The organism is Pseudoalteromonas sp. SR44-8 (genome assembly GCF_014163635.1).
GTDB lineage: Bacteria > Pseudomonadota > Gammaproteobacteria > Enterobacterales > Alteromonadaceae > Pseudoalteromonas > Pseudoalteromonas rhizosphaerae.
Genome location: NZ_JACJDS010000009.1, coordinates 99,896 through 121,901, shown reverse-complemented (window position 1 = coordinate 121,901; position 22,006 = coordinate 99,896). Strand labels below are relative to the sequence as shown.

The 22,006-nt window shown below is 38.9% G+C and carries 18 protein-coding genes; 9 read left to right on the top strand and 9 right to left on the bottom strand.

Features of this window, described 5'->3' with window-relative positions:
- Positions 1-49 precede the first annotated feature (49 nt).
- A complete protein-coding gene (locus tag H5183_RS06405; protein WP_145235564.1) occupies positions 50-2,773 on the top strand; it encodes a TonB-dependent receptor plug domain-containing protein in 2,724 nt (907 codons plus the stop codon).
- Positions 2,774-3,765: 992 nt separating this feature from the next.
- Positions 3,766-4,908, top strand: coding sequence for an aspartate-semialdehyde dehydrogenase (asd, locus tag H5183_RS06400; RefSeq protein ID WP_182731235.1), 1,143 nt, complete (start codon positions 3,766-3,768; stop codon positions 4,906-4,908).
- Between the two features lie 115 nt (positions 4,909-5,023).
- Here the strand turns inward: asd and H5183_RS06395 are convergent, their stop codons facing one another.
- The gene (locus H5183_RS06395) at positions 5,024-6,769 is read right to left on the bottom strand and encodes a PAS domain S-box protein (RefSeq protein WP_182731234.1); all 1,746 of its coding nucleotides are present in this window, start codon (positions 6,767-6,769) and stop codon (positions 5,024-5,026) included.
- 571 nt (positions 6,770-7,340) lie between these two features.
- Here H5183_RS06395 and H5183_RS06390 point away from each other — a divergent pair.
- Entirely contained in the window at positions 7,341-9,299 is a 1,959-nt protein-coding gene (locus tag H5183_RS06390) for a methyl-accepting chemotaxis protein (RefSeq protein ID WP_182731233.1), read from the top strand.
- Between the two features lie 125 nt (positions 9,300-9,424).
- Here H5183_RS06390 and H5183_RS06385 read toward each other — a convergent pair whose 3' ends face one another.
- Together H5183_RS06385 and H5183_RS06380 are read right to left on the bottom strand one after the other, a co-directional pair.
- Entirely contained in the window at positions 9,425-11,689 is a 2,265-nt protein-coding gene (locus tag H5183_RS06385) for a GGDEF domain-containing phosphodiesterase (protein ID WP_182731232.1), read from the bottom strand.
- A gap of 194 nt (positions 11,690-11,883) precedes the next feature.
- Positions 11,884-12,690 (bottom strand): ion transporter, encoded by an 807-nt coding sequence (locus tag H5183_RS06380; protein WP_182731243.1) that lies wholly within the window; start codon positions 12,688-12,690, stop codon positions 11,884-11,886.
- 102 nt (positions 12,691-12,792) lie between these two features.
- On the opposite strand from H5183_RS06380, the gene H5183_RS06375 reads away from it, so the two are divergent.
- The 5 genes from H5183_RS06375 to H5183_RS06355 all read left to right on the top strand — a co-directional run bounded on the left by H5183_RS06375 (position 12,793) and on the right by H5183_RS06355 (position 14,773).
- Positions 12,793-13,038 carry a hypothetical protein gene (locus H5183_RS06375; RefSeq protein ID WP_145239155.1) on the top strand — a complete coding sequence of 82 codons (246 nt, stop codon included), beginning with the start codon at positions 12,793-12,795 and terminating at the stop codon, positions 13,036-13,038.
- The gene (locus tag H5183_RS06370; RefSeq protein WP_145239153.1) at positions 13,031-13,312 is read left to right on the top strand and encodes a hypothetical protein; all 282 of its coding nucleotides are present in this window, start codon (positions 13,031-13,033) and stop codon (positions 13,310-13,312) included. The genes H5183_RS06375 and H5183_RS06370 overlap by 8 nt, the downstream gene beginning before the upstream one ends.
- A 180-nt stretch (positions 13,313-13,492) precedes the next feature.
- Positions 13,493-13,687 (top strand): YwbE family protein, encoded by a 195-nt coding sequence (locus H5183_RS06365; protein WP_145239148.1) that lies wholly within the window; start codon positions 13,493-13,495, stop codon positions 13,685-13,687.
- Positions 13,684-14,202 (top strand): DUF4240 domain-containing protein, encoded by a 519-nt coding sequence (locus tag H5183_RS06360; RefSeq protein WP_145239146.1) that lies wholly within the window; start codon positions 13,684-13,686, stop codon positions 14,200-14,202. Before H5183_RS06365 ends, H5183_RS06360 begins: the two co-directional genes overlap by 4 nt.
- Before the next feature lie 106 nt (positions 14,203-14,308).
- A complete protein-coding gene (locus H5183_RS06355) occupies positions 14,309-14,773 on the top strand; it encodes a hypothetical protein (protein WP_182731231.1) in 465 nt (154 codons plus the stop codon).
- 22 nt (positions 14,774-14,795) lie between these two features.
- Here the strand turns inward: H5183_RS06355 and H5183_RS06350 are convergent, their stop codons facing one another.
- The 3 genes from H5183_RS06350 to H5183_RS06340 all read right to left on the bottom strand — a co-directional run bounded on the left by H5183_RS06350 (position 14,796) and on the right by H5183_RS06340 (position 16,961).
- The gene (locus tag H5183_RS06350) at positions 14,796-16,058 is read right to left on the bottom strand and encodes a Y-family DNA polymerase (RefSeq protein ID WP_182731230.1); all 1,263 of its coding nucleotides are present in this window, start codon (positions 16,056-16,058) and stop codon (positions 14,796-14,798) included.
- Positions 16,046-16,459, bottom strand: coding sequence for a LexA family transcriptional regulator (locus H5183_RS06345; protein WP_145239137.1), 414 nt, complete (start codon positions 16,457-16,459; stop codon positions 16,046-16,048). Before H5183_RS06345 ends, H5183_RS06350 begins: the two co-directional genes overlap by 13 nt.
- 82 nt (positions 16,460-16,541) lie before the next feature.
- Positions 16,542-16,961, bottom strand: a complete 420-nt coding sequence (locus H5183_RS06340) for a MarR family winged helix-turn-helix transcriptional regulator (RefSeq protein ID WP_145239134.1) — start codon at positions 16,959-16,961, stop codon at positions 16,542-16,544.
- A gap of 110 nt (positions 16,962-17,071) precedes the next feature.
- Here H5183_RS06340 and H5183_RS06335 point away from each other — a divergent pair, with 110 nt between their 5' ends.
- A complete protein-coding gene (locus H5183_RS06335) occupies positions 17,072-17,824 on the top strand; it encodes a siderophore-interacting protein (protein WP_182731229.1) in 753 nt (250 codons plus the stop codon).
- A gap of 240 nt (positions 17,825-18,064) precedes the next feature.
- On the opposite strand, the gene H5183_RS06330 is transcribed toward H5183_RS06335, so the two are convergent.
- The 3 genes from H5183_RS06330 to H5183_RS06320 are packed head-to-tail and all read right to left on the bottom strand — an operon-like array spanning position 18,065 to position 21,968.
- Positions 18,065-19,021 carry a sugar kinase gene (locus H5183_RS06330; protein WP_182731228.1) on the bottom strand — a complete coding sequence of 319 codons (957 nt, stop codon included), beginning with the start codon at positions 19,019-19,021 and terminating at the stop codon, positions 18,065-18,067.
- Entirely contained in the window at positions 19,022-20,509 is a 1,488-nt protein-coding gene (locus H5183_RS06325; protein ID WP_145239125.1) for a UxaA family hydrolase, read from the bottom strand.
- Between the two features lies 1 nt (position 20,510).
- The gene (locus tag H5183_RS06320; protein WP_145239122.1) at positions 20,511-21,968 is read right to left on the bottom strand and encodes a tagaturonate reductase; all 1,458 of its coding nucleotides are present in this window, start codon (positions 21,966-21,968) and stop codon (positions 20,511-20,513) included.
- Positions 21,969-22,006: the final 38 nt, after the last annotated feature.

The following is a 22,006-nucleotide window of genomic DNA, read 5'->3' as shown; positions in this document are numbered from 1 at the left end:
GCGCTACGGCGCCTTTTTTAAGGGAATTTTAGGTTTAGAGGATATAAATATGAAACATCAAAAGCAGTTTAAAACCAATCTAATAACTTTATCTCTGCTCTCCCTTTTTTCTTCATTTCATTCTTTCGCTGATCAGGCACAAGAAATAATAAATGAAGACGCGATAGAAGAAGTTGTTGCAACAGGTACGCGCCTTAAAGGCAGTGCTAGTGCCGTAATTGATGAGCGTAAAAATCAGGCGTTTGTCGCTGATATAATGGGTTCAGAGCAAATATCTAGAACGGGTGATAGTGATGCAGCTTCGGCACTTCGCCGTGTTACAGGCTTATCATTAGTTAACGATAAGTTTATCTATGTCCGTGGATTAGGTGAGCGTTACTCTAGCGTACGTTTAAATGGCGCGGTAGTTCCAAGCCCGGATCTAACACGAAATGTAATTCCACTTGATATCTTCCCATCAAGTATTATTGAATCCTTGGCTGTACAAAAAGCCTATTCACCAAATATGCCTGCGGCTTTTGGTGGTGGTGACGTTAATATCAGAACCAAGAGCATTCCAAATGATACTTTATTTAAAGTCGAAATTGGTGCCAGTTATAAAGATACAAACGACGAAGGCTATACATATAATGGCGGCAGTGATGATTGGTTAGGTAAAGATGATGGTACACGCGCATTACCCGGTTCAGTTAAGACTGCGTTAAATACCTATATCAATGGCCTGTCTGATATTTCGTATAGAAATATCAGAGATGTAGAGTCAAAACGTCAGGGGGCTGATATTGGCCAAGCTGCCGCGATAGACTTAAATAAAAGTTTAGCAAAAGCATTGCCAAGAGATTTTGGCTTGGAAAAAGAAAGTTTAAATCCTGATGCCGGTATTAAAGCTGTGTATGGCGACCGTTTTGATAACTTATTTGGCTTAGACGGCTCGTTTGGTTTCTTAGCGTCAGTTGCCTATGAAAATGAATGGTCCAATGCTGAGAAGTTTAGCGCTGTACTTTCTTCTGTTGACGCATCTGAGTCCTCATGTTCACAAGATGACTTTACTTGTTACTCTGCAACAGAGAAAGAAGTGTCAACCAAGCATAATATAAAGTTAAATAGCTCTCTAAATTTAGGTTATAAAATTGGAGGTCATGATTTAACAGCAACTTATATGATGTTACGAGATTCTGAAGATGAAGCCTCTGTTGCGCTTTACCAAGAACCTTCAAAGTCATTAAGTATTGATGCTGGGCAGTTGCAGCGTAGTCACTTAACCTCTTTTGAGGAACGAGAACTTGAAATACTTCAGCTTCGTGGAATGCACAATTTAGATTGGGGTTTTCTTGAAGGTGTTGGTGTAGATTGGCAGTATACTGACTCAACAGCGACTACAAGTATACCTGGTGAGCTTAAAGTAACGGTTCGTGATGAGTACTTAGATGGCAAATATCAACGTACTTTTTACAATGGTAGCTTAGGTGGTAATCCTTATTTGTATCGATTTGTAGAGCTAGAAGACGATGTAGAAAACTGGGGCGTTAATGTAAACAAAGTTTTTTACTTTGATAACGCCGAAGTAGAAATTGCGGGTGGTGGTTATTTTGTTGAAAAAACACGTGATTACCGCACTGACTTTTTTAACTATCGTTTTAACCAAACTCAGTCTTTAGATCTAGCACAAAGTGAAGAAGAAGCACTGTCAATCGGTAGTTTTTTTGCTAACGATGCTGTTGTTGATTCAACGGATGTCGAGTTATTGTTCCAAGAACCAACAGCTGATGATTACTTAGCAGCGCAAATGATTGATGCTTACTACGGCTCTTTTGACGTTACGTTTGCTCAAGATTGGCGTTTAAGCGGTGGTGTGCGTTACGAGGACTTCCGCCAAGTTGCGCTTGCTTTTTCTCGCTCAGCATTCGATCCTGCTTTATTGGCTGATAAATTAAGTGCAGATGCGATAGAACAAGCAAGTGTGATGGAAGATGAGTATTTTACTTCGTTATCTATGACATATAGTCAGCAATCGTATCAAGTTCGTTTTGGTTATGGCAACACGGTTGTACGCCCTGATTTGCGAGAGCTAAGCCCTGTTCAATTCCAAGATCCGCTGACTGGTTATCGAACGCTTGGTAATCCATTCTTAGAATCTAGTTACCTAGATAACTTTGATGCACGTATCGAGTTTTATATGGACAATGGCGATAATTACTCAGTTGGCGCATTCTATAAAGATATCGATAAACCAATCGAAGCACTATTAACAGAAAGCGACGGCCGTTTTACTCTGCAGTTTGACAATGCAGAAACAGCCTATGTTTACGGTATTGAAGCTGAATGGTTAACTGAGTTGCACAGTGATTTATTAGGGGGCGCTTTTTTTACTTCTGGAAATATAACGCTCAGTGATTCAGAAGTTGAAATTGCAGAAGAACAGCGCGGCGATCTCACGAACCTAAAGCGACGTATGACGGGCCATTCAAAGTATGTTGCCAACTTGCAACTGAATTACGATTCACATGATGGCATGCATCAAGCATCTGTTATCTACAATGTATTTGGTGATCGTATTTTAGCTGCGGGTGTTAATAACTTTGATGACGCTTACGAACAACCTTTAAACTCGTTAGACATGGTTTATAGTTATTACCCAACGTTTAATACCACATTAACACTTAAAGTGAAAAATATGTTGGGACAAAACTTTGAAGTAGAACAAAATGATGTGCTAATTCGTTCTCAAGAAACGCCTAGAGAATTAAGCGTGAGCTTTAGCTACGAGTTTTAAAGTCATCTAATAAAGGCAAATTACATAAGTCTTTATTATCTCAGCCCTGCCAAATGCAGGGCTTTTTAATATCTGCTATTTGTAAAACTAATGGTTGTGTAATATCTGTGTTATTAAAGAAGTGATCATTTAATGCAAATTGATATAAGGCTATTATTTTAATGATGATATGTGATTAATGATGAGTTGAACTATGTTGATATTAATTGGAGGAACTTTTGCGCCATGGAATAAGAGCTCAGTTGTTACTGAGCTGTTTGTTTACGTTAGTTACCGCACTTTATACTAGCGTACAATGGATAACACTGATTTTTACTACCAGTATTTTTTGAAACCCATGCGCTACCATACCAGTCATATTCCGCATACTCATATTCATCCTCACCACACTTCACTGTGCTGCCAGTGATTTCTCGCTTATGATCTCGCTCTTTACAGAATTGATTTCCCGATATAAAACTGACAAAGAAGTTGCTATAACTACTATCAACTATTACGGTAGGGTTGGGTTGATGTAGATAAGCTTTTTGTTGAGCCCGATGTGTGTTCAACACTGGCAAAAGAAGTATTCGATTCTACATTGATTTCGTTAATATTTGCAGATACACCTAAAGATAGAAAAGTATAATGTTTTCATTTTTTTTGATTCCTTTTAATAAATAAAATAATACACAATACATCTGACTATAAAATGCGAAATGATTATAAATCTTGTTTATTGCATTCTTATTAACTTACTTATGTACAGATAGTCAGTTTCATATTGCAAAAAAATAGCAACAGATGAATCAGTTGGATGTCAAAAACACCGGTCTTTTACAATGACGCACAATAATCATAACTATTAGAAATATGATTATTGACTCAAGATGAAAAAATTTTATGTTCTATGAGTAACACTGGTGTTGCCTCGATCACAGTGCTAGATTGTTCGTTCTAAAAATTAAATCTCACGCAATGAATTTTAATTTTTAACGTATTAGGTATTTCTTATGACTCAAACAGTGGAACAAACAATGAAAAAAGTAGGATTGGTCGGATGGCGGGGCATGGTTGGCTCAGTGTTATTAGAGCGTATGCAACAAGAAAATGATTTTGCTCATATCGACACCACTTTTTTTACCACCTCACAAACCGGTCAGCTTGGCCCTGATTTAGCGGGTCCTGCAAAACCATTACTTAATGCAATGGATTTTGAATCGCTGGCAAAAATGGATATTATTATCACCTGTCAAGGTGGTGACTACACTAAAGCTGTGTATCCACAATTACGTGAAGCAGGCTGGGACGGCTATTGGATTGATGCGGCATCAGCACTGCGTATGAGCGATGACAGTATTATTGTACTTGATCCGGTCAATAAAGATGTGATTGAACAAGGTCTTGAGCAAGGCGTAAAAACCTATGTGGGTGGTAACTGCACAGTGTCACTCATGTTATTAGCATTGGGTGGTTTATTTGAGCAAGACTTGATTGAGTGGGTAAGCCCAATGACTTATCAAGCTGCATCGGGTGCCGGTGCTCGCAATATGAAAGAGCTCATTGCGCAAATGGGCTCTATTCATGCAAGTGTGGCTGACAAGCTAGCTGATCCACAAGCCGCTATTTTAGAAATTGATAAACTAGTCACACAGCAAATAGCCTCAAGCGATTTACCGCAAGAGCAATTTGGTGTGCCGTTAGCAGGCAGTCTTATCCCATGGATTGATGTGCCAATGCCATCGGGTCAATCTAAAGAAGAATGGAAAGCGCAAGTTGAAGCGAACAAAATTTTAGGTTCATCTAAACAGCCTGTGCCTATTGACGGTTTATGTGTGCGCATTGGTGCAATGCGCTGTCATAGCCAAGCTATGACCATTAAACTACGTGAAGATATTAGCGTCGAGAAAATAGAACAGATTTTAGCCTCACACAATGAGTGGGTTAAAGTTATCCCTAATGAGCGTGATATCACTGCTACGGATTTAACCCCAGTTAAAGTAACTGGTACATTAAGTATTCCTGTAGGGCGTATTCGTAAGTTAGCAATGGGACCTAAATATATTAGTGCTTTTACCGTTGGCGATCAGTTATTATGGGGTGCTGCAGAGCCACTGCGTCGTATGCTACGCATTATTGTTGATAATAAACATTAGTTTATTAGCTGCCATTTATTACAGTTAATATGGAGGGCTGGCAATGTGCCAGCCCTTTTACTTTTAAACACACTTAGTTGCGCGTGAATAGTCAGCAAATATAGTACGATGTTAATTAACGATTAATGCGTTCAAGTGAGTCTGCTAATTGGTCAATTCGGGTCCGTGTTGCATCTACTAAATCACTGATCTGATCAGCTGATCCTGACGAACGACTTGCCAGCTCTCTAACTTCTGATGCGACTACGGCAAAACCTCGGCCAGCATCACCAGCACGAGCAGCTTCAATAGCGGCATTCAAAGCTAGTAGGTTTGTTTGTCCTGCAATACCAGAAATACTGCCAACAATGTCACCGATTTGATTACCCACTTTTAAGAGTTCTTGCATTGCCTGATGTGTTTCTTTTAGTGCAATTTGACGATCAGTAATATCTACACCAAACACTACGTAACGTGTTACTTGATCAGAAAAATCCTTCAATTCACAAACCTGTGCATCGAACGAACGTTGAACTTGTTGTTTATCTGTAAATTCAACGACCAAACTTAGTTGCTCGTCTTGATTGATAGTTGTGCTCTGCTGCTTTTGAAGTTGTTGCCATATGGTATTCGCTGCTACTTTTGCTGCCTCGTTACTGCCCACTTTTTCAAGGAACAGTTTATTCATATTCACGAGCTCACCTGTAGGCTGAAATTCAACAACCATTAACGACCCATTAATGAGGGCTAATCGATCAAGAGAGTCTTTGGCTGATTGTTTAGTTACAGTAATGTCAGCTTGCACAGAGACATAACGATGTACTTTTCCTTGTTCGTTAAATACAGGATTAATTGACATAGCAATCCAATATGGTTTGCCTTGTTTATTATAATTTAATATCTCTTCATAAAAGGGCTGCTTTTGGCTAAGCTTATTGCGAATATTTGCAATGGTTTGGGGATCGGTGTCATTGCCCTGCAAGAATTTACCAGGTATTTTCCCTTTCACTTCATCGAGTTGGTAACCTGTCATTGTTTGAAAACCATTATTTACATAAAGAATTTCACCTTGTTCATTGGTGATAACAACGGCGTTACTGGTCTCATTAGCCACTAGCGATAACATTTCAACTTCTTCGCGTTTCGATACTTCATCGGTGACATCTTTTACAAACGCAGTATATAAAATCTCATCGCCGACAACGACTTTAGCTAAAGTAATTAAGCCCCAGCGAATAGTCTTTTCGCGAGTATGAATTGGTAATTCTATTGGCTTACCAATTAGCCGATTAACCCCGGTATCACGGTTACGATTGACGTAACTGTCGTGTTTGCTGCGGTGCTCTGGTGCTACCAACATTTTAATATTTTGACCGATCATTTCCTCACGGCTATAGCCCCATATTTTCTCAGCCGCGGGATTAGCAAAAATGATCAAGTTTTGACTGTCGATAGTTATTACACCATCGTGAGCTTGCTCTAGAACTTGTTCAGTCATTGAGCGCTCATCACGCTCTTTACTGCAATCGCGGGCAAACGCTGTGTAGTAAAGCTTTTTGCCCATTTTTACTTGAGATAAAGTTATATTGATCCAGGTTGTTGAACCATCTTTACGCTCTATTTGCAGTTCAACGGCAGAGCCAACAATCCGATCTTCGTTAGTTGCACGGTGGCGATTTACATAACTATCATGGTTTTTTTGATGAACTTTTGGTACTAGCATACGAACATTTTTACCAAGTACTTCTTCAGCTTTATATCCCCAGAGTGTCTCGGCGGCATGGTTGATGTATACAACGTCATTATTATCATTAATGGTTATAACTGCGATTACAGTTTGGTCCATTGAACGTTTAGACAAATCATTATTTTTGAAAAACATGAAAAACCTTTTCATTTTAGTGTATTAACACACCAGTTTGCAGATGCTATTAGGCGTATTCAGGCTGTTTATTAGCAGTGTGTATTCGCTTTCTAAGAGCGATGAAATATTAGATAAGAGAAAGAGAAGTTAAGTAGCAGGGTTAGCCATATAACGAGCTTAATTCATTTGAAAATAAAATTAGTTATAAAATACATTACTCAGATAGTAGATACATCCTAAACAAGCCTTACAAACATTAGTCTGAGTTATTTAGCGTAACTCCTAAACGTCGAACGTTCTGAATGAACTATTGGATCAGTCGCAGCTATAATTATTTTCAGCAATAGGGTGACATCAAGAGGACAAGAGGATGAAATTCTCAAACACTCATTGAATTATAGACCCTTGATTGATATATAGCTAACTTTCTCGAAAACGCAGTAATTAAACGCGCCATTAGCATTGTTTTTATTGTTGTCTTTACCTCGCTTTAGTTTTGTCACTGCTTAGTTAATTTAGTGAGATTGTTTCTTGCTGAATACTCAATAGCTTACTATCTTTATGGGAGTATCTATTTGGCCTCCTATATATGAATATATCAAAAAAATTAAAACTATCTTTTGCCTCCGCCATCGCCTTACCTCTTTTTATTATTGCAGCGCTAGTGATCACGCAAACAAGAGACCAAGCGCTTGATAACTTTGCGCAAATGAGCGAAAGAGAAGCACGGCAAATAGATAATGGTATCGCTATATTTTTTGCCGAAATAGAAAAAAATGTTGATTATCTAGCTTCCCATCAAATGGTCTTAGCTGCCAAGCAAGATGTCAAAACTCATGTTGACACAAATAATCCAGTGATGCTAAAACATCTCCAAGGCAGCAGTGTTGAACGTGCCGCATTTCAACAGTTTGATCACTTCGGCCAAACTCACCCAGGGCTTGCTTATATTTATATGGGTAATGAACAAGGTGGTTATATTCAGTGGCCAGCGGGAGAAGTTAATGCTAATTATGACCCACGATCTCGACCTTGGTATTTAACAGGTAAATCTGCAAGTGGTAAAACGGTTCGCACTAGTGCTTATTATTGGGCAGCTGACGACATGGTTATAGTCTCTACTGTAAAAGCAATAAAAGATAATGGACAAATTATCGGTGTACAGGGAATGGATGTTTCTTTGCAAGGACTGACAGAAATTATTGCTAATATTAAGCTGGGTGAAACCGGTTACTTAATGTTGATTGAAGATACGGGAAATGTACTTGTTGATGTTAAAAATGAAAACTTTCGTTTTAAACGTCTGGCAGATATTGCGGATGGTAAATACAAACAGTTAGCTGCAAATACACAAGGTCAGTTTGAAATTGTCATCAATAACAAAGATTTTATTGCCAATATATATACTTCAGCTAAGTTGGGCTGGAAATTTATTGGTTTAGTTGAAAAGTCAGAGGTGATGAGCGCTGCAAACACCATGACATTGACAATTATAATTATTAGTACGGTGCTAATTATTGTATTCATTTTAATCGCAAGTTACATTTCAAAAGTAATTTCTTCGCCTATAGTTGAAGTCAGTGATGGTCTGACTGAAATTGCACAAGGTGGTGGTGATCTAACTCGACGACTCACAATTAAGACAAAAGATGAAACGGCTAAGCTGGCCAATAGTTTTAACCTATTCTTAAACTTGATTGCTGATTTAGTAAGACAGATCAACGAATGTGCACTAAATGTGAGCGGTACGTCAGAGCAAACGTCTACACAAGCATCGCAATTAACTTGTTCTACCTCACAACAACAGCAAGCACTGGAAATGGCGGCAACCGCAATTAATCAAATGGCTGCGACAGCCAACGAAGTAGCTTCAAGTTGTGCTAATGCGGCAGATCTGGCTATGCAAACGCAACAGGCATCAGAGATAGGTCAAACAGTGATCACAGAGACCGTTCAAAGCGTGGTTGTTTTGAGCGAAGTTATAAGTAAAGCAACGGATGATATATCGCAACTTGACACTGAAAGTGAAAATATCATGTCGATTTTAGGCGTTATAAGAGGTATTGCTGAGCAAACTAATTTGCTTGCTTTAAATGCTGCAATAGAAGCTGCTCGAGCGGGTGATCATGGTCGTGGTTTTGCTGTCGTTGCAGATGAAGTGCGTGCACTGTCGCAACGTACGTCTGAATCCACAGAAGAGATTGCTACGCAATTAGATAAACTACGTAGCATGTCTGGTCAAGTCACTACTGAAATGAAACGCAGTTTAGACAGCACTAATAAAACGGTTGAACTATCCCATGCTGCACAGCAACAATTTACGGAAATAACAGCGTCTATTGTTAATATTAGTGACTTAAATACGCAGATAGCAACCGCTGCAGAAGAGCAGCAGCATGTCGCTGAAGATATAAATCGCAATGTTATAGAAATTAAAAATGCGGCTGATGATGTTAGCGATATTGCCGCTAATACCAGTAATAATGGAGATAAATTAAAAGCCTTATCGCACGTTCTTACTGATTTAGTTGGTAAATTTAAAGTGTAATAATAACAGCGTCTAAAATAAAGAATAATCAACATATAGCCATTCTTTGACAATTGAACTCATTATTTTGCAATGCTAATGAGTGTTGTCTGCTTTATAATAGTGATTTTATTCTATGTGCTGCATTAATTTTCTGGTATTTTTTTGGGGTTGAAATTCAAACCTTGTTGTTTTATGTGCTCGTTATAGTGGGAGGCAGATAATGGTTTTGAGAAATAAAAGCCTTGAAATTCTTTACACCCCATATTTGCCATAATTTCGACTTGTTGTTGTGTTTCAACTCCCTCAGATACGCATTTTATTCCAAGTTCATCACACATGACGTGAATTGCTTTTACTAAGCTCTTCTGCCTTGTTGAGCTTGTAACTTGGCTTATTAGCGAGCGATCAAGTTTTAGCTTATTTATAGGATATTCGGCTAAGCGCGCAATATTTGAATAGCCTACGCCAAAGTCATCTACGGAAATTGTGAATCCCCATGATTGTAGGTTTTGCATCAACGCCAATGAATATTCTTGGTTCGCTTCTAATGATGTTTCGGTCAGTTCTAATTCAATTTGACTTGGTTTGACATTAAAGTCCGCTAAGTATTTTACTAATTTTGACATGAAATCGCTTTGGCCAAAATCAAGCAATGATATATTTATTGCAACAGGCACTAGTGGGATTTCATCTTTGCTCCAAGTTGCAATTTGAGCACATACCTTTTGAATTATTAAATCTGTTAGCCGACTGATCATACGGTATTCCTCTGCGATCGGAATAAACACCGCGGGTGATACAACACCAAGAGTTTGACTGTTCCAGCGTGCCAATGCTTCAAGTCCAATGCACTTGCCGTCATGTGTTACTTTAGGTTGATAGTGTAACTCTAACTCGCCGTTATGAAGTGCTTCGTCCAATAACATTGATATTTCGTGTTTTTCTAAAAATTCTTGTGAGCGTTTTTCATCATAACCATTAATAGGGCGATGATTATCAGCAAGTTTTAATGCCTCAATTGCATTGTTTAATATATTAGCACTGCTTTTTCCTTGTCTTGGAAAGTTGGAAAAACCAAATAAAAATGACTGTTGGTATTTTTCGCCCCGGATTATATAAGGTTCATCAACTACATGTTTAATCTCGTTTAAGAGCTTATGTTCTATTTCGTTAGTAGTGCTTGTAGTTATTATAAATGCTAATTTATTATTACCTACATGAGCGCACAGAACGAGGGCTTCATTAGAGTCTTTTAAGCGCTTATAAGCAGATACTAAGTGTGCTTTTGCATCTGCTTTACTGTATTTGAGATTTAAATATTCATTATTCGCACTCTGGGTGACCACAATATAGAAATCGCCTTGGTACTTTGCTACAAATCTTTCACACTGAAGCTCAAACCATTCTCTATTGGGGAGGTGTGTTTGACCATCGCTGTAACGTAAACGTTTGTTTTCTTGCTCCATTGCTAATAAGTTTTGTTTTATTTGATGTTGTTCAGTGCAGTCATCAAAGCGCAGCACACAGTAATTAGAGTTAGTAACTTGCTGGCAATGTACAGTTTTATAGGTATTTTTATATTTAAATACTTGGTCCTTATGTTGGTTAGCTACAATTACTAGATTAGGTAATAATTTATCGAGTTTAACGGTGCTGTTTTTAACTGTTGCTTTGAAACCAAATAACGTTTTCGCTTGGCTGTTAAAATCTATAACGGTGTTATCACTATCGATAATTATTTTTGCAATACTTGATTCAGTAAAAAACGTTCTATAAAGCTCTTTTTTTGCTGCTAGATGACTATTTGATTCTGCCATGGTTTGATTTAAGCGTTTTGCAGCAACAATGGTTCGCGCAACTGCGAGCGGAATACAGATATTAAAGAATAAAAATAATAGCCCTGATATATACCAGTCTGAATTTGGTAGTTGTGTATTTATAGAAGTCAGAGATGAAATATCAACGTTGTTTATTATAAAGTAAAAAGGCACGATATTTAAAATTGCATAACCTAGCGCGGTCCTCACACCTAACAGCATCAATGCAATAATAGGGCATGCATACATATACATAGAGCCTACCTTTGCAAGGTTGATGTCTGTTAAAAATACATTCATTGAGATTGTTGCGGCAACAATACTTAATAGCAGGGCATGTGCACATAAAGTAAAGTATTTACGGCTAGCAATTAGTAAGGTGGCCATTGTCACAGAAAAGCTTGCAGCAAGCACAATAATATATATTAAGTTGAACTCAATTGCGGCGTTTAAAGTATGGCAAAATACTGAGAAACATAAAATTACACCAGCGGTTAAAATAATGCGTAGTGCACTGATACGCCAGTTAGGTACTAGAACGTTTGAATTAACGTGATCTGATAGTAAAAAGTAGCGACTTAAGTAATGCATTATAGTTGGTGTAGATTTATCATTTTTTTATTAGACCATTGATAAATAGCTAAAAGCAATAATTTATTAGTTTTTAAATCCTTTACTAAGAATAAATGCTTGGTTTAGGGGGGGGGAGGAAACTACAGAGCAGCTTAATTATAATGGCGTTAGCACCTAAGCCTTTATATCCTTAGGTGCTAGTTTATCAATACTTAGCTTTTGGGTTTTAATAGTGTTTTTAGTTCTGCTATTTGCGCTTTTAACTCATTTATTTGCCCTTGGGTTGCGGGCAATGAATCTACATCGGCTTGCTCTTCGCGGGCATTGCGATGCTCCTCTGACATAACTTCTAAAATAGCGCCTACCATCATGTTTAAAAATACGAAAGCGGTTAAGAATATAAAGGTAAGGTAGTAAATCCAACTTAGCTTATAGACAGCCATGGTTTCGTACATGACGTCGGTCCAATCTTCAAAGGTTGCTATTCTGAACAGAGTTAACATTGAAATTGATACGTCTCCCCATAGGACTGGGTTTATATCAGAAAATAACATGCTACCAGTTGCGGCATAAATATAGAAAATAACAAACATTAATAGTGCAATGTAGCCCATTTGCGGTATGGCTTTTAATAATGAATTAACCAACAAACGCAGTTCTGGCACCATAGAGACTAAACGTAGTACACGGAATATTCGTAATAAACGGGCTATAAAAATGGTCGAACCTGCAGCTGGGTATAAACTGCCAATGACGATTATAAAGTCAAAAATATTCCAGCCTTTGCTAAAAAAGGCTTTTAAGCCTTTACTTGCAACATAGCGGATAATTAGTTCTATTAAGAAAAACACCGTGATGCCAACGTCCATCCAATGTAAAGCAAATTCAACAGTGGGGTGTAACGAATAAGTGTGTGCACCAACAGTGAGCGCTGATACGACAATAACGGCGATAACAAATGATTGAAATAGTTTACTTTTATCGATACGCTGGAACAGCTCTTGTAACTGCGACAACATCATAATTAGCCCTTAACGGTTATAGATATAAAACGTTTGCAATATACAGCAAAATCGTCACGGATGAATTACTTTTCCAGTTTAAAATGTAAGGAATTTTTAATGCTTTTCAATAGGCTAAAATGGGTTGTAAGTGCCTTCGCGGTTCTGTTTTTAACCGCTTGTAGTACTGATGCCCGCTATCACGAAGTTCAAGCTGCTCGCTTAGGCGAATGTAGTCATATGGCAGATAAAGAATACCATCAATGTATAAAGCGCCAAGAAGACGGTTACAAAGAATTTAAACAGCAGCAAGATATAGTCCCAGAGAACGACTTAAGCCAAGAGCACACCACTAAAAATGACTAAAACGCAAAAGCAGCTCGATAAATTATTGCGCGCTACTTTAACTGGCGCATGCGAGCAGATCAAAGATCATCTAACAGACTTTAGTTGGTTAACTCATCATATAGATTTAAAAAAACCAGCTACATCACTTAAAGTCAGATGTTATTTTATTGATGCGCTTGCACTTGAGCAGGCAAAACAAAAGCAACAGCTAGCGTTAGTCGAAAGTATTATAGTAACAGAGCTGGCTGTTATTAACTTAACCCCTCAAGAGGTTCTGTTTTTAGCTGATTAAATTTAAGGAAAATCGATGTGTCTAATGTAATCAATAATCAAAATCCAGACTGATTGTTTATTGCACAAGCAAAGCTCAGGTTAACTATCAGAGCGTGAAAACACAACGATTACGGTGCTTTAGTTTGGTATCAAGATGACATACAGCTATAATCCAACAAAATAGTAAAAGAGATCCATTATGGCAGTTCCTACTCGTTCACAAATCACCCCAGGCACCGAAGTTAATATCGTTTTAAAACAAGATCAGCGTAGCGGCACATTAACGCAAGGTGTTGTTGAGCGCCTTTTGACTAAATCACCCAATCATCCGCATGGTATTAAAGTGCGCTTAGAGGATGGTCAAGTAGGGCGAGTGAAAGAGATTTTGTCATGAGTGCACTTACTTTAAGCGAATTCTGGCAATTAGTTACCGTTGCAGATAGAACCGCAGAGCCAGAATCAGTCAGTGAACGTTTAAAAGGTTTACTTACAGATTTAAGCGATGCACAGCTCATTGAATTTGATAAACAATTTAGCATTTGTATGCGCCAAAGTTATACTTGGGAGTTATTTGGTGCTGCGTTTGTAATGGCCGGTTGCAATGATGAATACGGTTTCTCAGAATTTCGTTGTTGGTTAATTTCTCGTGGTGAAGCAGCTTTTAATGCTGCGCTTGAAAATGCTGATTCTTTGGCTGATTGCACTCCTGTTTATCATTTAAACGAGCAGCCTTATCCTTACTTAGATGAGTATGATTTGATCGCTGGTTTATTATATGAACAGCGTAATGAAGACGAATTACCCTTTGCTCCTTCAGGCCTTGATCAACCTAAAGGTAAGCGCTTTAAAGATAAGCCTAAATTTTTAAAGCTGGCATATCCGCAACTATTTGCTAAATATTGGCAGTAACATAATATTAAAAACCAACCATGACTCAGTATACTGGCTGGTTTTTATTTTAATCACCGTAGCTATGCTATGCTGAGTATATAAATCAATAAATGTCAGGTATTTAATGCGCTATCGTAAAGTATTACTGTGTTTAGTGTCGGTTTGTTTAACTACAGTTGTCAGTGCTAAAACTGAGCTGCCAAGTAATAAAAGTCAGTTTATTAATTTATTCAATACTAAGGTTGGTAGTTATCAATTGGTATCAGGTGAGGCTAAAATGTGTGCTGGTGGACAGTTAGCATGGCTTGATGCAAATGAGCCTGATCTTGGCTTTAAGCTCGGTGATGAAATTATTTTTAATAACTTACACCATGGCACACAAACGAATAAAGTCGCTAACTTTTGTTTGGTCACTACTAAGTATAAATACACCACGCAAAGCATTACCATGTCACTACGCCATACTCGCTGTGAAAACGAGACAGATAATTTAGACACGAGCCAAACGCTGCGTTTTATTTCGCCTACAACGCTTGCGTACAGTGTAGAGAGAAGTAATGTTCGTTGTCAGTTTGAACTACAACTTTAAATTTAACGATAATGTGAGTTTTTTATAAATCACAACTTATTTTCGGTAAATGCTGCCAACGCGTTGTGTACTGAGGCGATAAAAATGCACGCTTCATATGCCATGCTTGGCTTTGTTGTTGACTTGCGAGAGTTAGCGTGTCGTAGCCGTATCGCTTATTAATTGAATCTAAACACTCCATTAGTTTTATGTTGTCTTGGCTAGGAGCAAATAGGTCGGGTTGTTGAAACTGTTGTGAACTAAGCTCGAGTGCACCCACACCACATTTATAAAAACGGACGTTGTGTTGATATAGCTGCGTAAATATTTCGCTAATTGCTTTAGCAAATACACGGCTATCTGCGCTAGATACGGGTAACTCATACACTAATGATTTTTTATAGTAATGTGACTCATGGGGCGAGCTTGCCACAAATAGTAACAGGCGTTTAGTTAAGGAGCGTTGCTGACGTAGTTTGCGAGCGACAATAATACTGTGATTGATCAACGCTGTTTTTAATGCAACCGGATCAGTTAAACGTTCACCAAAACTACGGGTCGAAAAAATTTCACGCTTATCTTGGCGTACATCATCCCAATTTAAACACACAATGCCATTTAGCTCATTAACTGTACGCTCAAGCACGACGCTAAATAAACGTTTCATACGTTGTGGTGTTTGTTTGGCTAAATCAAGCGCGCTGTGAATGTTAAGTAGTTTGAGTTTTTTAGCTAAACGTCTGCCAACGCCCCATACATCAGCTACATCCATCGCGGCTAAAATATGTTGTCGTGCTTGTTCGCTATCAATCACTGCAATTCCATTAAAACCTTTGAGCTTTTTAGCAGCATGATTTGCGGCTTTTGCCAATGTTGGTGTAGGGCCAAAGCCAACTCCAACAGGGAGTTTTGTTTCGCGCCAAACTGTGCGACGAATTAACTGGCCATACTGATGCCAGTCATTAATGAGTGGGGTAAAGCCGTTAAACTGCAAAAATGCTTCATCAATCGAATATACGTGTTGGGTGTCGCAAAAACGGCTGATCACATTCATCATTTTATCGCTTAGATCCGCGTACAACTCATAATTAGATGAGCGAATAACCACCTTATGTTTGGCCAGTAAATGTTTAACTTTAAAGTAGGGCTGAAACTTAGGGATATTTAAGCGCCGTGCGATAGGACATATCGCACAAATGCAGCCATCGTTATTGGTTAATACCACAACAGGTTTTGAGCGGATCGCTGGATCAAATACTTTTTCAGCGCTGGCGTAAAACGCCACTGCATCCACTAAGCAATACATTGGCGCAGCTCAGCACTAGAGCGATGTAATCGAATCGAACGAGTAACCACACCTTCTAATTGAAATTCATCACTATCAGTCAGTTGCACTGGGGGATATAAGTCCGATGCAGAGAGTAGCCGTGCATTAGTTTTATCTAATAATTTACAAACAAATAAACCATTTAAGTTAGCTACAATGACATCACCATTTTTAGCTTCTTCGGCGCGATCAACCAATAATAAATCGCCGTCAAAAATACCGACCTCTTGCATTGAGCAGCCGGATGCCACACCAATAAACGTCGCATCGGGGTGTTTGATCAATAGCTGATCCAGTGATAAACCAAGTTCTTTATACTGAGCAGCAGGTGATTCAAACCCGCATACGCCCGCTTCGATATAAATAGGAATAACAAACATAAATAATTAACCAAACACATATACTGTATAAGTGTACAGTATATGTGTTTTAGTTAACTTATGCCAAGTAATGAAGTTGCGATCACTGCATATTTTTAATCATTTTTTGAGCAGTATCTAAAAAGTCATTGATTTGTTGAGAGTTTAAGTTTTTGCACATTTGCTCATTAACATGCTGTTCGGCGTTTAATAGTTTGTCATAAAGAGCATGACCTTCAGAGGTAAATGATAAGATAAAGCAACGCTTATCGTGCTCACTGGCATCTTTGTCAATCAGCTTTAATGTAATTAGTTCTTTAACTAAGCGTGCAATTTGCGCTTTATCGCGCTGGGTTTGATTCACAATATCGTTAGCAGTGCAGTGAGTTGTCGCTGCAATAATATGTAGGCAACGCACATGCATTGCGTTTAACCCAAGCTCACCTGCATTAATAGCTTCTCGTATGGTAACGCGATAATTTTGCATTAAAGCAAATAATGTATTGGCCAATGAAGAGTTCATAATAAATCCATAATGGTTGACAAAGTCAATTAAATTGCTATAGTTGATTTTATCAACCAATGGGGCGTTGTGCAATTAAACACGTAAATAAACCTTCTGAGGAGATCAAAATGAGTAGAAAAGTACGTCGTGCAACCGTAATAAGCACAACAGCGATAGCCCCGCATTTAAAGCGTCTGGTTGTTGGCTCAGATGAGTTTCATGATTTTCCTGCGGATCAACAAGGTGCGTACGTAAAAGTACTATTACCACATGCTGGACAAGATGAGGTTGAAATTGACCTCAAAGCAGCTGAACCTGCACCTAAGCGCTCATATACAATCAGAGCTATAGATACTATTAACCATACAATTACGCTTGATTTTGTCGTCAATCAGCATCGTGGTATCGCAACTGATTGGGCTAAACAAGCAAAGCCTGGTGATAAACTCGCAATTGCAGGCCCTGGCCCTAAAAAGCTTGATGATTTTAGTCAGTCGCAGTATTTGATGATTGCTGATTTAACCTCAGTTAATGCTATTAACGGGTATTTACAGCAACTACCTGCAACAGCTGATGTTGATGTGATCATTCATGTTGCTGACTCGCAGGATGTTATCGAGCTCGATACAATCAAAGCACACAGCAAACACACTATAAATTGGTTAATTACAATGCAGCCGCAAATAGATGTGGTTGATCAGGCTTCAGTGCTATTGAATCAATATACGCAAAAACCATTGATTTTCATGGCGCTAGAAGCTGCTATTGTGCGCACCATTAAAGATTTAGCGATTGATAAATATGCAATACCGCGTGAGAAGATTGTCTGCTCAGCGTATTGGAAGCAAGGTGTTGATGCAGATGGCAAGCTAACGGTTTAATCACATTATTAGCAGCAAGTAAGGGAATTAGAGTGCATACCCATGAGAGGAAGTTTACTTAAACAAAATAAGCGTCTCACAGCACTTACTTTAGAATAAGTAAACTTAGGTATGCACTCAGGTTCGGTGTCGAGACGTTAAAGAGTCTTAACTAATCGATTTAAGTATTTAACCATTCTAGCGGGCTAAATAAAGCGCTCACTGTATTAGTAGTTTTTGATGTAGAGCAAGAAAAAATAGCTAAGCCTTTATTGTGTGTTTGATTGTAGCAATGTCTATCTCGACAATTGCTCCACGCTTTTGGATCACTTGGGCGGCCAGTAAATTACCCGCTTGTGCACATTGTTTTATAGGTTGCTCTGTTAACCACTGGGCTAAAAAGCCGGCGTTAAATGAGTCACCTGCGGCGGTAGTGTCGATCACTTTTTCTACAGCGACAGTATTAAACAGCTCGACTGAAATTGAATTATCAAGGTGTTTTTTACTGTATTGGCAGCCATCTGCGCCGAGTTTTACAACGACCTCGTGAGCGCCTTGTTGGTGCAAACGCTCGGTACATTGCGCAACATTACTATCTCCCCATAATTGTGCTTCATCGTCAAAGGTCACTAATGCTAAATCGGCTAGTGCGTATGCTTTATTATTGGCAAGGTGGCAGTGCATTTTGCTTGACCATAATGCAGGGCGATAGTTGCTATCATAAATAATTTTTATCCCTTGCTGTTTTAGTAACGCTAAATGGCTGAGTAAAGTATGGCAATCTTGCTCTGCTAAAATTGCCAGCGAGATCCCCGATAAATAAATAGCATCAACTTCGGCAAGGCTGGTTAGTACTTTTTTAAAATCAGTATGTTGCAATAAATATTTAGCGGCTGAGTCGCTACGCCAATACTGAAAAGTACGCTCCCCTGACACATCGTTTTGAATCATATACAAACCCGGTTGTTTGTTATGACTGAGCAGCACATTGTCAGTATTAATATGGTGAGCTTGCCATTTTTCAATCAGTGCACGACTTAGTGGATCAGTGCCCATGGCACTGACGTAATTGACGTTTACTTCATTGCCTGCGAGTTTTTTTAAGTAAATGGCGGTATTCATGCTATCGCCGCCATAATTTTGTTGCATGGCAGTAAATGGTTGGCCGCTAAGCTCAACCATACATTCGCCAATAATTGCGATGGACTTAGGTGTCATTTATAACGTCACTCCTTTTTTCCAAATAGCGACTTCACGAATGTCGTTTATTTCATTGCAAGTTGGCTGGCCGTTTACGATGTTGACTAGCAGTTCAACAAACTCCCCGTGGACTTGCTCCATTGAGACATCGTTAATTAAAACGCCAGCGTCAAAATCTATCCAGCGTTTTTTCTTATTGGCAAGTTCTGAATTAGTAGCAATTTTTAACGTTGGCACAAATCCACCATAAGGCGTACCGCGACCAGTGGTAAATAACACCATATGACAACCTGCAGCACCAAGTGCGCTGGTGGCAATAGGGTCGTTACCTGGTGCATCCAATAGATTTAATCCAGGTATTTGCAGGCGCTCACCATAGTGCAAAACCGCTTGTACTTTGCTGGTGCCGGCTTTTTGCGTACACCCTAACGATTTATCTTCTAAGGTAGTGATCCCGCCTTTTTTATTACCTGGCGACGGATTTTCATAAATCGGTTGATTATGAGCTTTGTAATAACCTTTAAAGTTATTAACCATGTTAACGAGCTTGTTAAAGGTTTCTTCGTCTTTACAGCGCGACATTAATAAAGTTTCAGCACCAAACATTTCAGGTACCTCGGTTAATACCGTTGTGCCACCTTGAGCAATTAAATAATCTGAAAAATAACCCAGCATCGGATTCGCCGTGATACCAGACAAACCATCGCTGCCACCACATTCAAGGCCAAACTTTACTTCAGATAAAGTACCCGGTTGACGTTTATCTTGTTTTACTTGGGCATAAATTTGTTCAAGTAGCGCAACGCCTTCTTCAATTTCGTCATCCGCTTGTTGGGTGATCAAAAACTTAATTCGGCCTTCATCGTAATCCCCTAAGCCATCACGAAATGCCGGTAATTGATTATTTTCACAGCCTAAGCCAACGACTAAAGCGCCACCAGCATTTGGATGCAGTGCCATGTTTTGTAGCAGTATCCGTGTTGTGTCTAAATCATCGCCCAGCTGAGAGCAGCCAAACTGGTGAGGAAACGCATAAATGCCATCAATTTCTAATTGTGGATGACGCAGTTTAAACTCTTTGATCATTTGGTTGATCATGCCATTAACACAGCCTACCGTAGGGATCAGCCAGATTTCATTACGAATGCCAATTTCACCGTTTTGTCTACGATAAATATTTACTTCAGGCGAAGGGGTCGCTTCACTTTGCTCAATAAACTCAGGAATATACTGATAATCCAGTTCATCATTGAGGGTGGTTTTAACGCAATGGGTATGCACCCAACCGCCTTTTTGAATATTCTCTAGGGCAAAGCCAATGGGGGCACCGTATTTAATAACATTCTCTTGTTTATTAATATCACGCAGCGCCACTTTATGGCCTTTATCAATGTTCTCATTGACTAAGATCTCTTCGCCATCAACGGGCAATATTTCACCAGCGGTGATATTACGCATTGCAATGGCAACATCATCAGTTGGGTGTAGTTTAATTAATGGTTTCATATTATTGGCCTAACTGGTTAGTAAGCGTAGTAGCTACACCTTCAGTGAGCATATTACGTAGGTGAGCTGTAACGGTGGCAGTTAATTCAGGAAGTTCATTTAAATCACTTTCCCAATGCCATTGTGCCCCTAGTACTTGTTCAACAAGCGTGTTTAAGGATAGGGTGTTGTTATCAAAGTCATGCCACAGGGTATTAAATAGTTCTAGCCATTGTGGTGCATCGCTCAATTCAATTTGCTGCTCATTACGTAGGCCTTTATACATCAAAATTTGCCCTGCAATAGCCAATGCCATCATATTCGGTACGGCGTTATTTGTTTTCACATAGGTGTGCAACTGCGGCAAAATACGGGTCTTAAATTTAGTCATACTGTTGAGTGAAATAGCCAGTAATAAATGGCAAATATACGGATTTCTAAAGCGGTTCAGTACATCATTGGCAAAGCGCTTTAATTCATCTTCAGGTAAATCAAGAGTGGGAATAATTTCAGCAAAGATTAATTGTGTTAGGTATTTTTCAAACAAAGGATCGGCCAGCGCATCGCCCACAGAATCAATGTTCGCCATGTAAGCTAGTGGCACTAAAGCCGTATGAGCACCATTTAAAATACCGACTTTTTGTTGTTTGTAAGGTGAAATATCATCAACAATTTTTATATTTAGATCACTGTCTTGCAAGCATAATAATTCAGCTAGATGCTGCGGTCCTTGAATAACAAACAAGTGAAAGTACTCAGCGGTCACCATAAAGTTATCTAAATAACCTAACGATTCTTGTAGTTGTTGATGCTCATCACGGGGGAAGCCAGTGACAATACGGTCAACTAAGCTTGAGCAAAAGTGGTTAGCTTCATTCAACCAGCTTGAAAACGCCTCAGGTAGTTGCCAAAGTTGGCAGTATTGAAACACGATTTCTTTGAGTTTCTCGCCGTTGTAGTCAATTAACTCACAAGGGATGATCACCATGCCGCTGTCAGCTGAGCCGTTAAAGTGATTAAAGCGATGGAACAACCACTGCGTTAATTTAGCTGGGAATGCTTTAGCGGGAGCGTCATCGAGTTTATCAGTATCAATATATTCAATACCAGCTTCAGTGGTATTTGAAAAAATAATTTTCAGATCCGGATTCTCAGCTAATGCCATATAACGCGGAAAATCTTTATAGACAGGAATTTCTTCATTGATTGAACTAATAATACGGTGATCGGCGACGGTTTCACCTTGCTCGTTTAAGCCACGAATAATAGTGGTATACAAACCATCTTGAACATTAAGTAAAGGAATTGCGTCATAATCAATAGGGCGGATCACCGCAACGCCGGCGTTTAGATCACTTGTTTCATTGAGTTTATCAATTTGCCAATCGATAAATGCACGCAAGAAATTCCCCTCACCGTATTGCATTATTTTTGTTGGGTATTTGTTTTTATTAAAGTTTTTTCTATTCAGTGCTTGCATAATATGAACCTATAAACGTTATATGGGCTGATTGATAT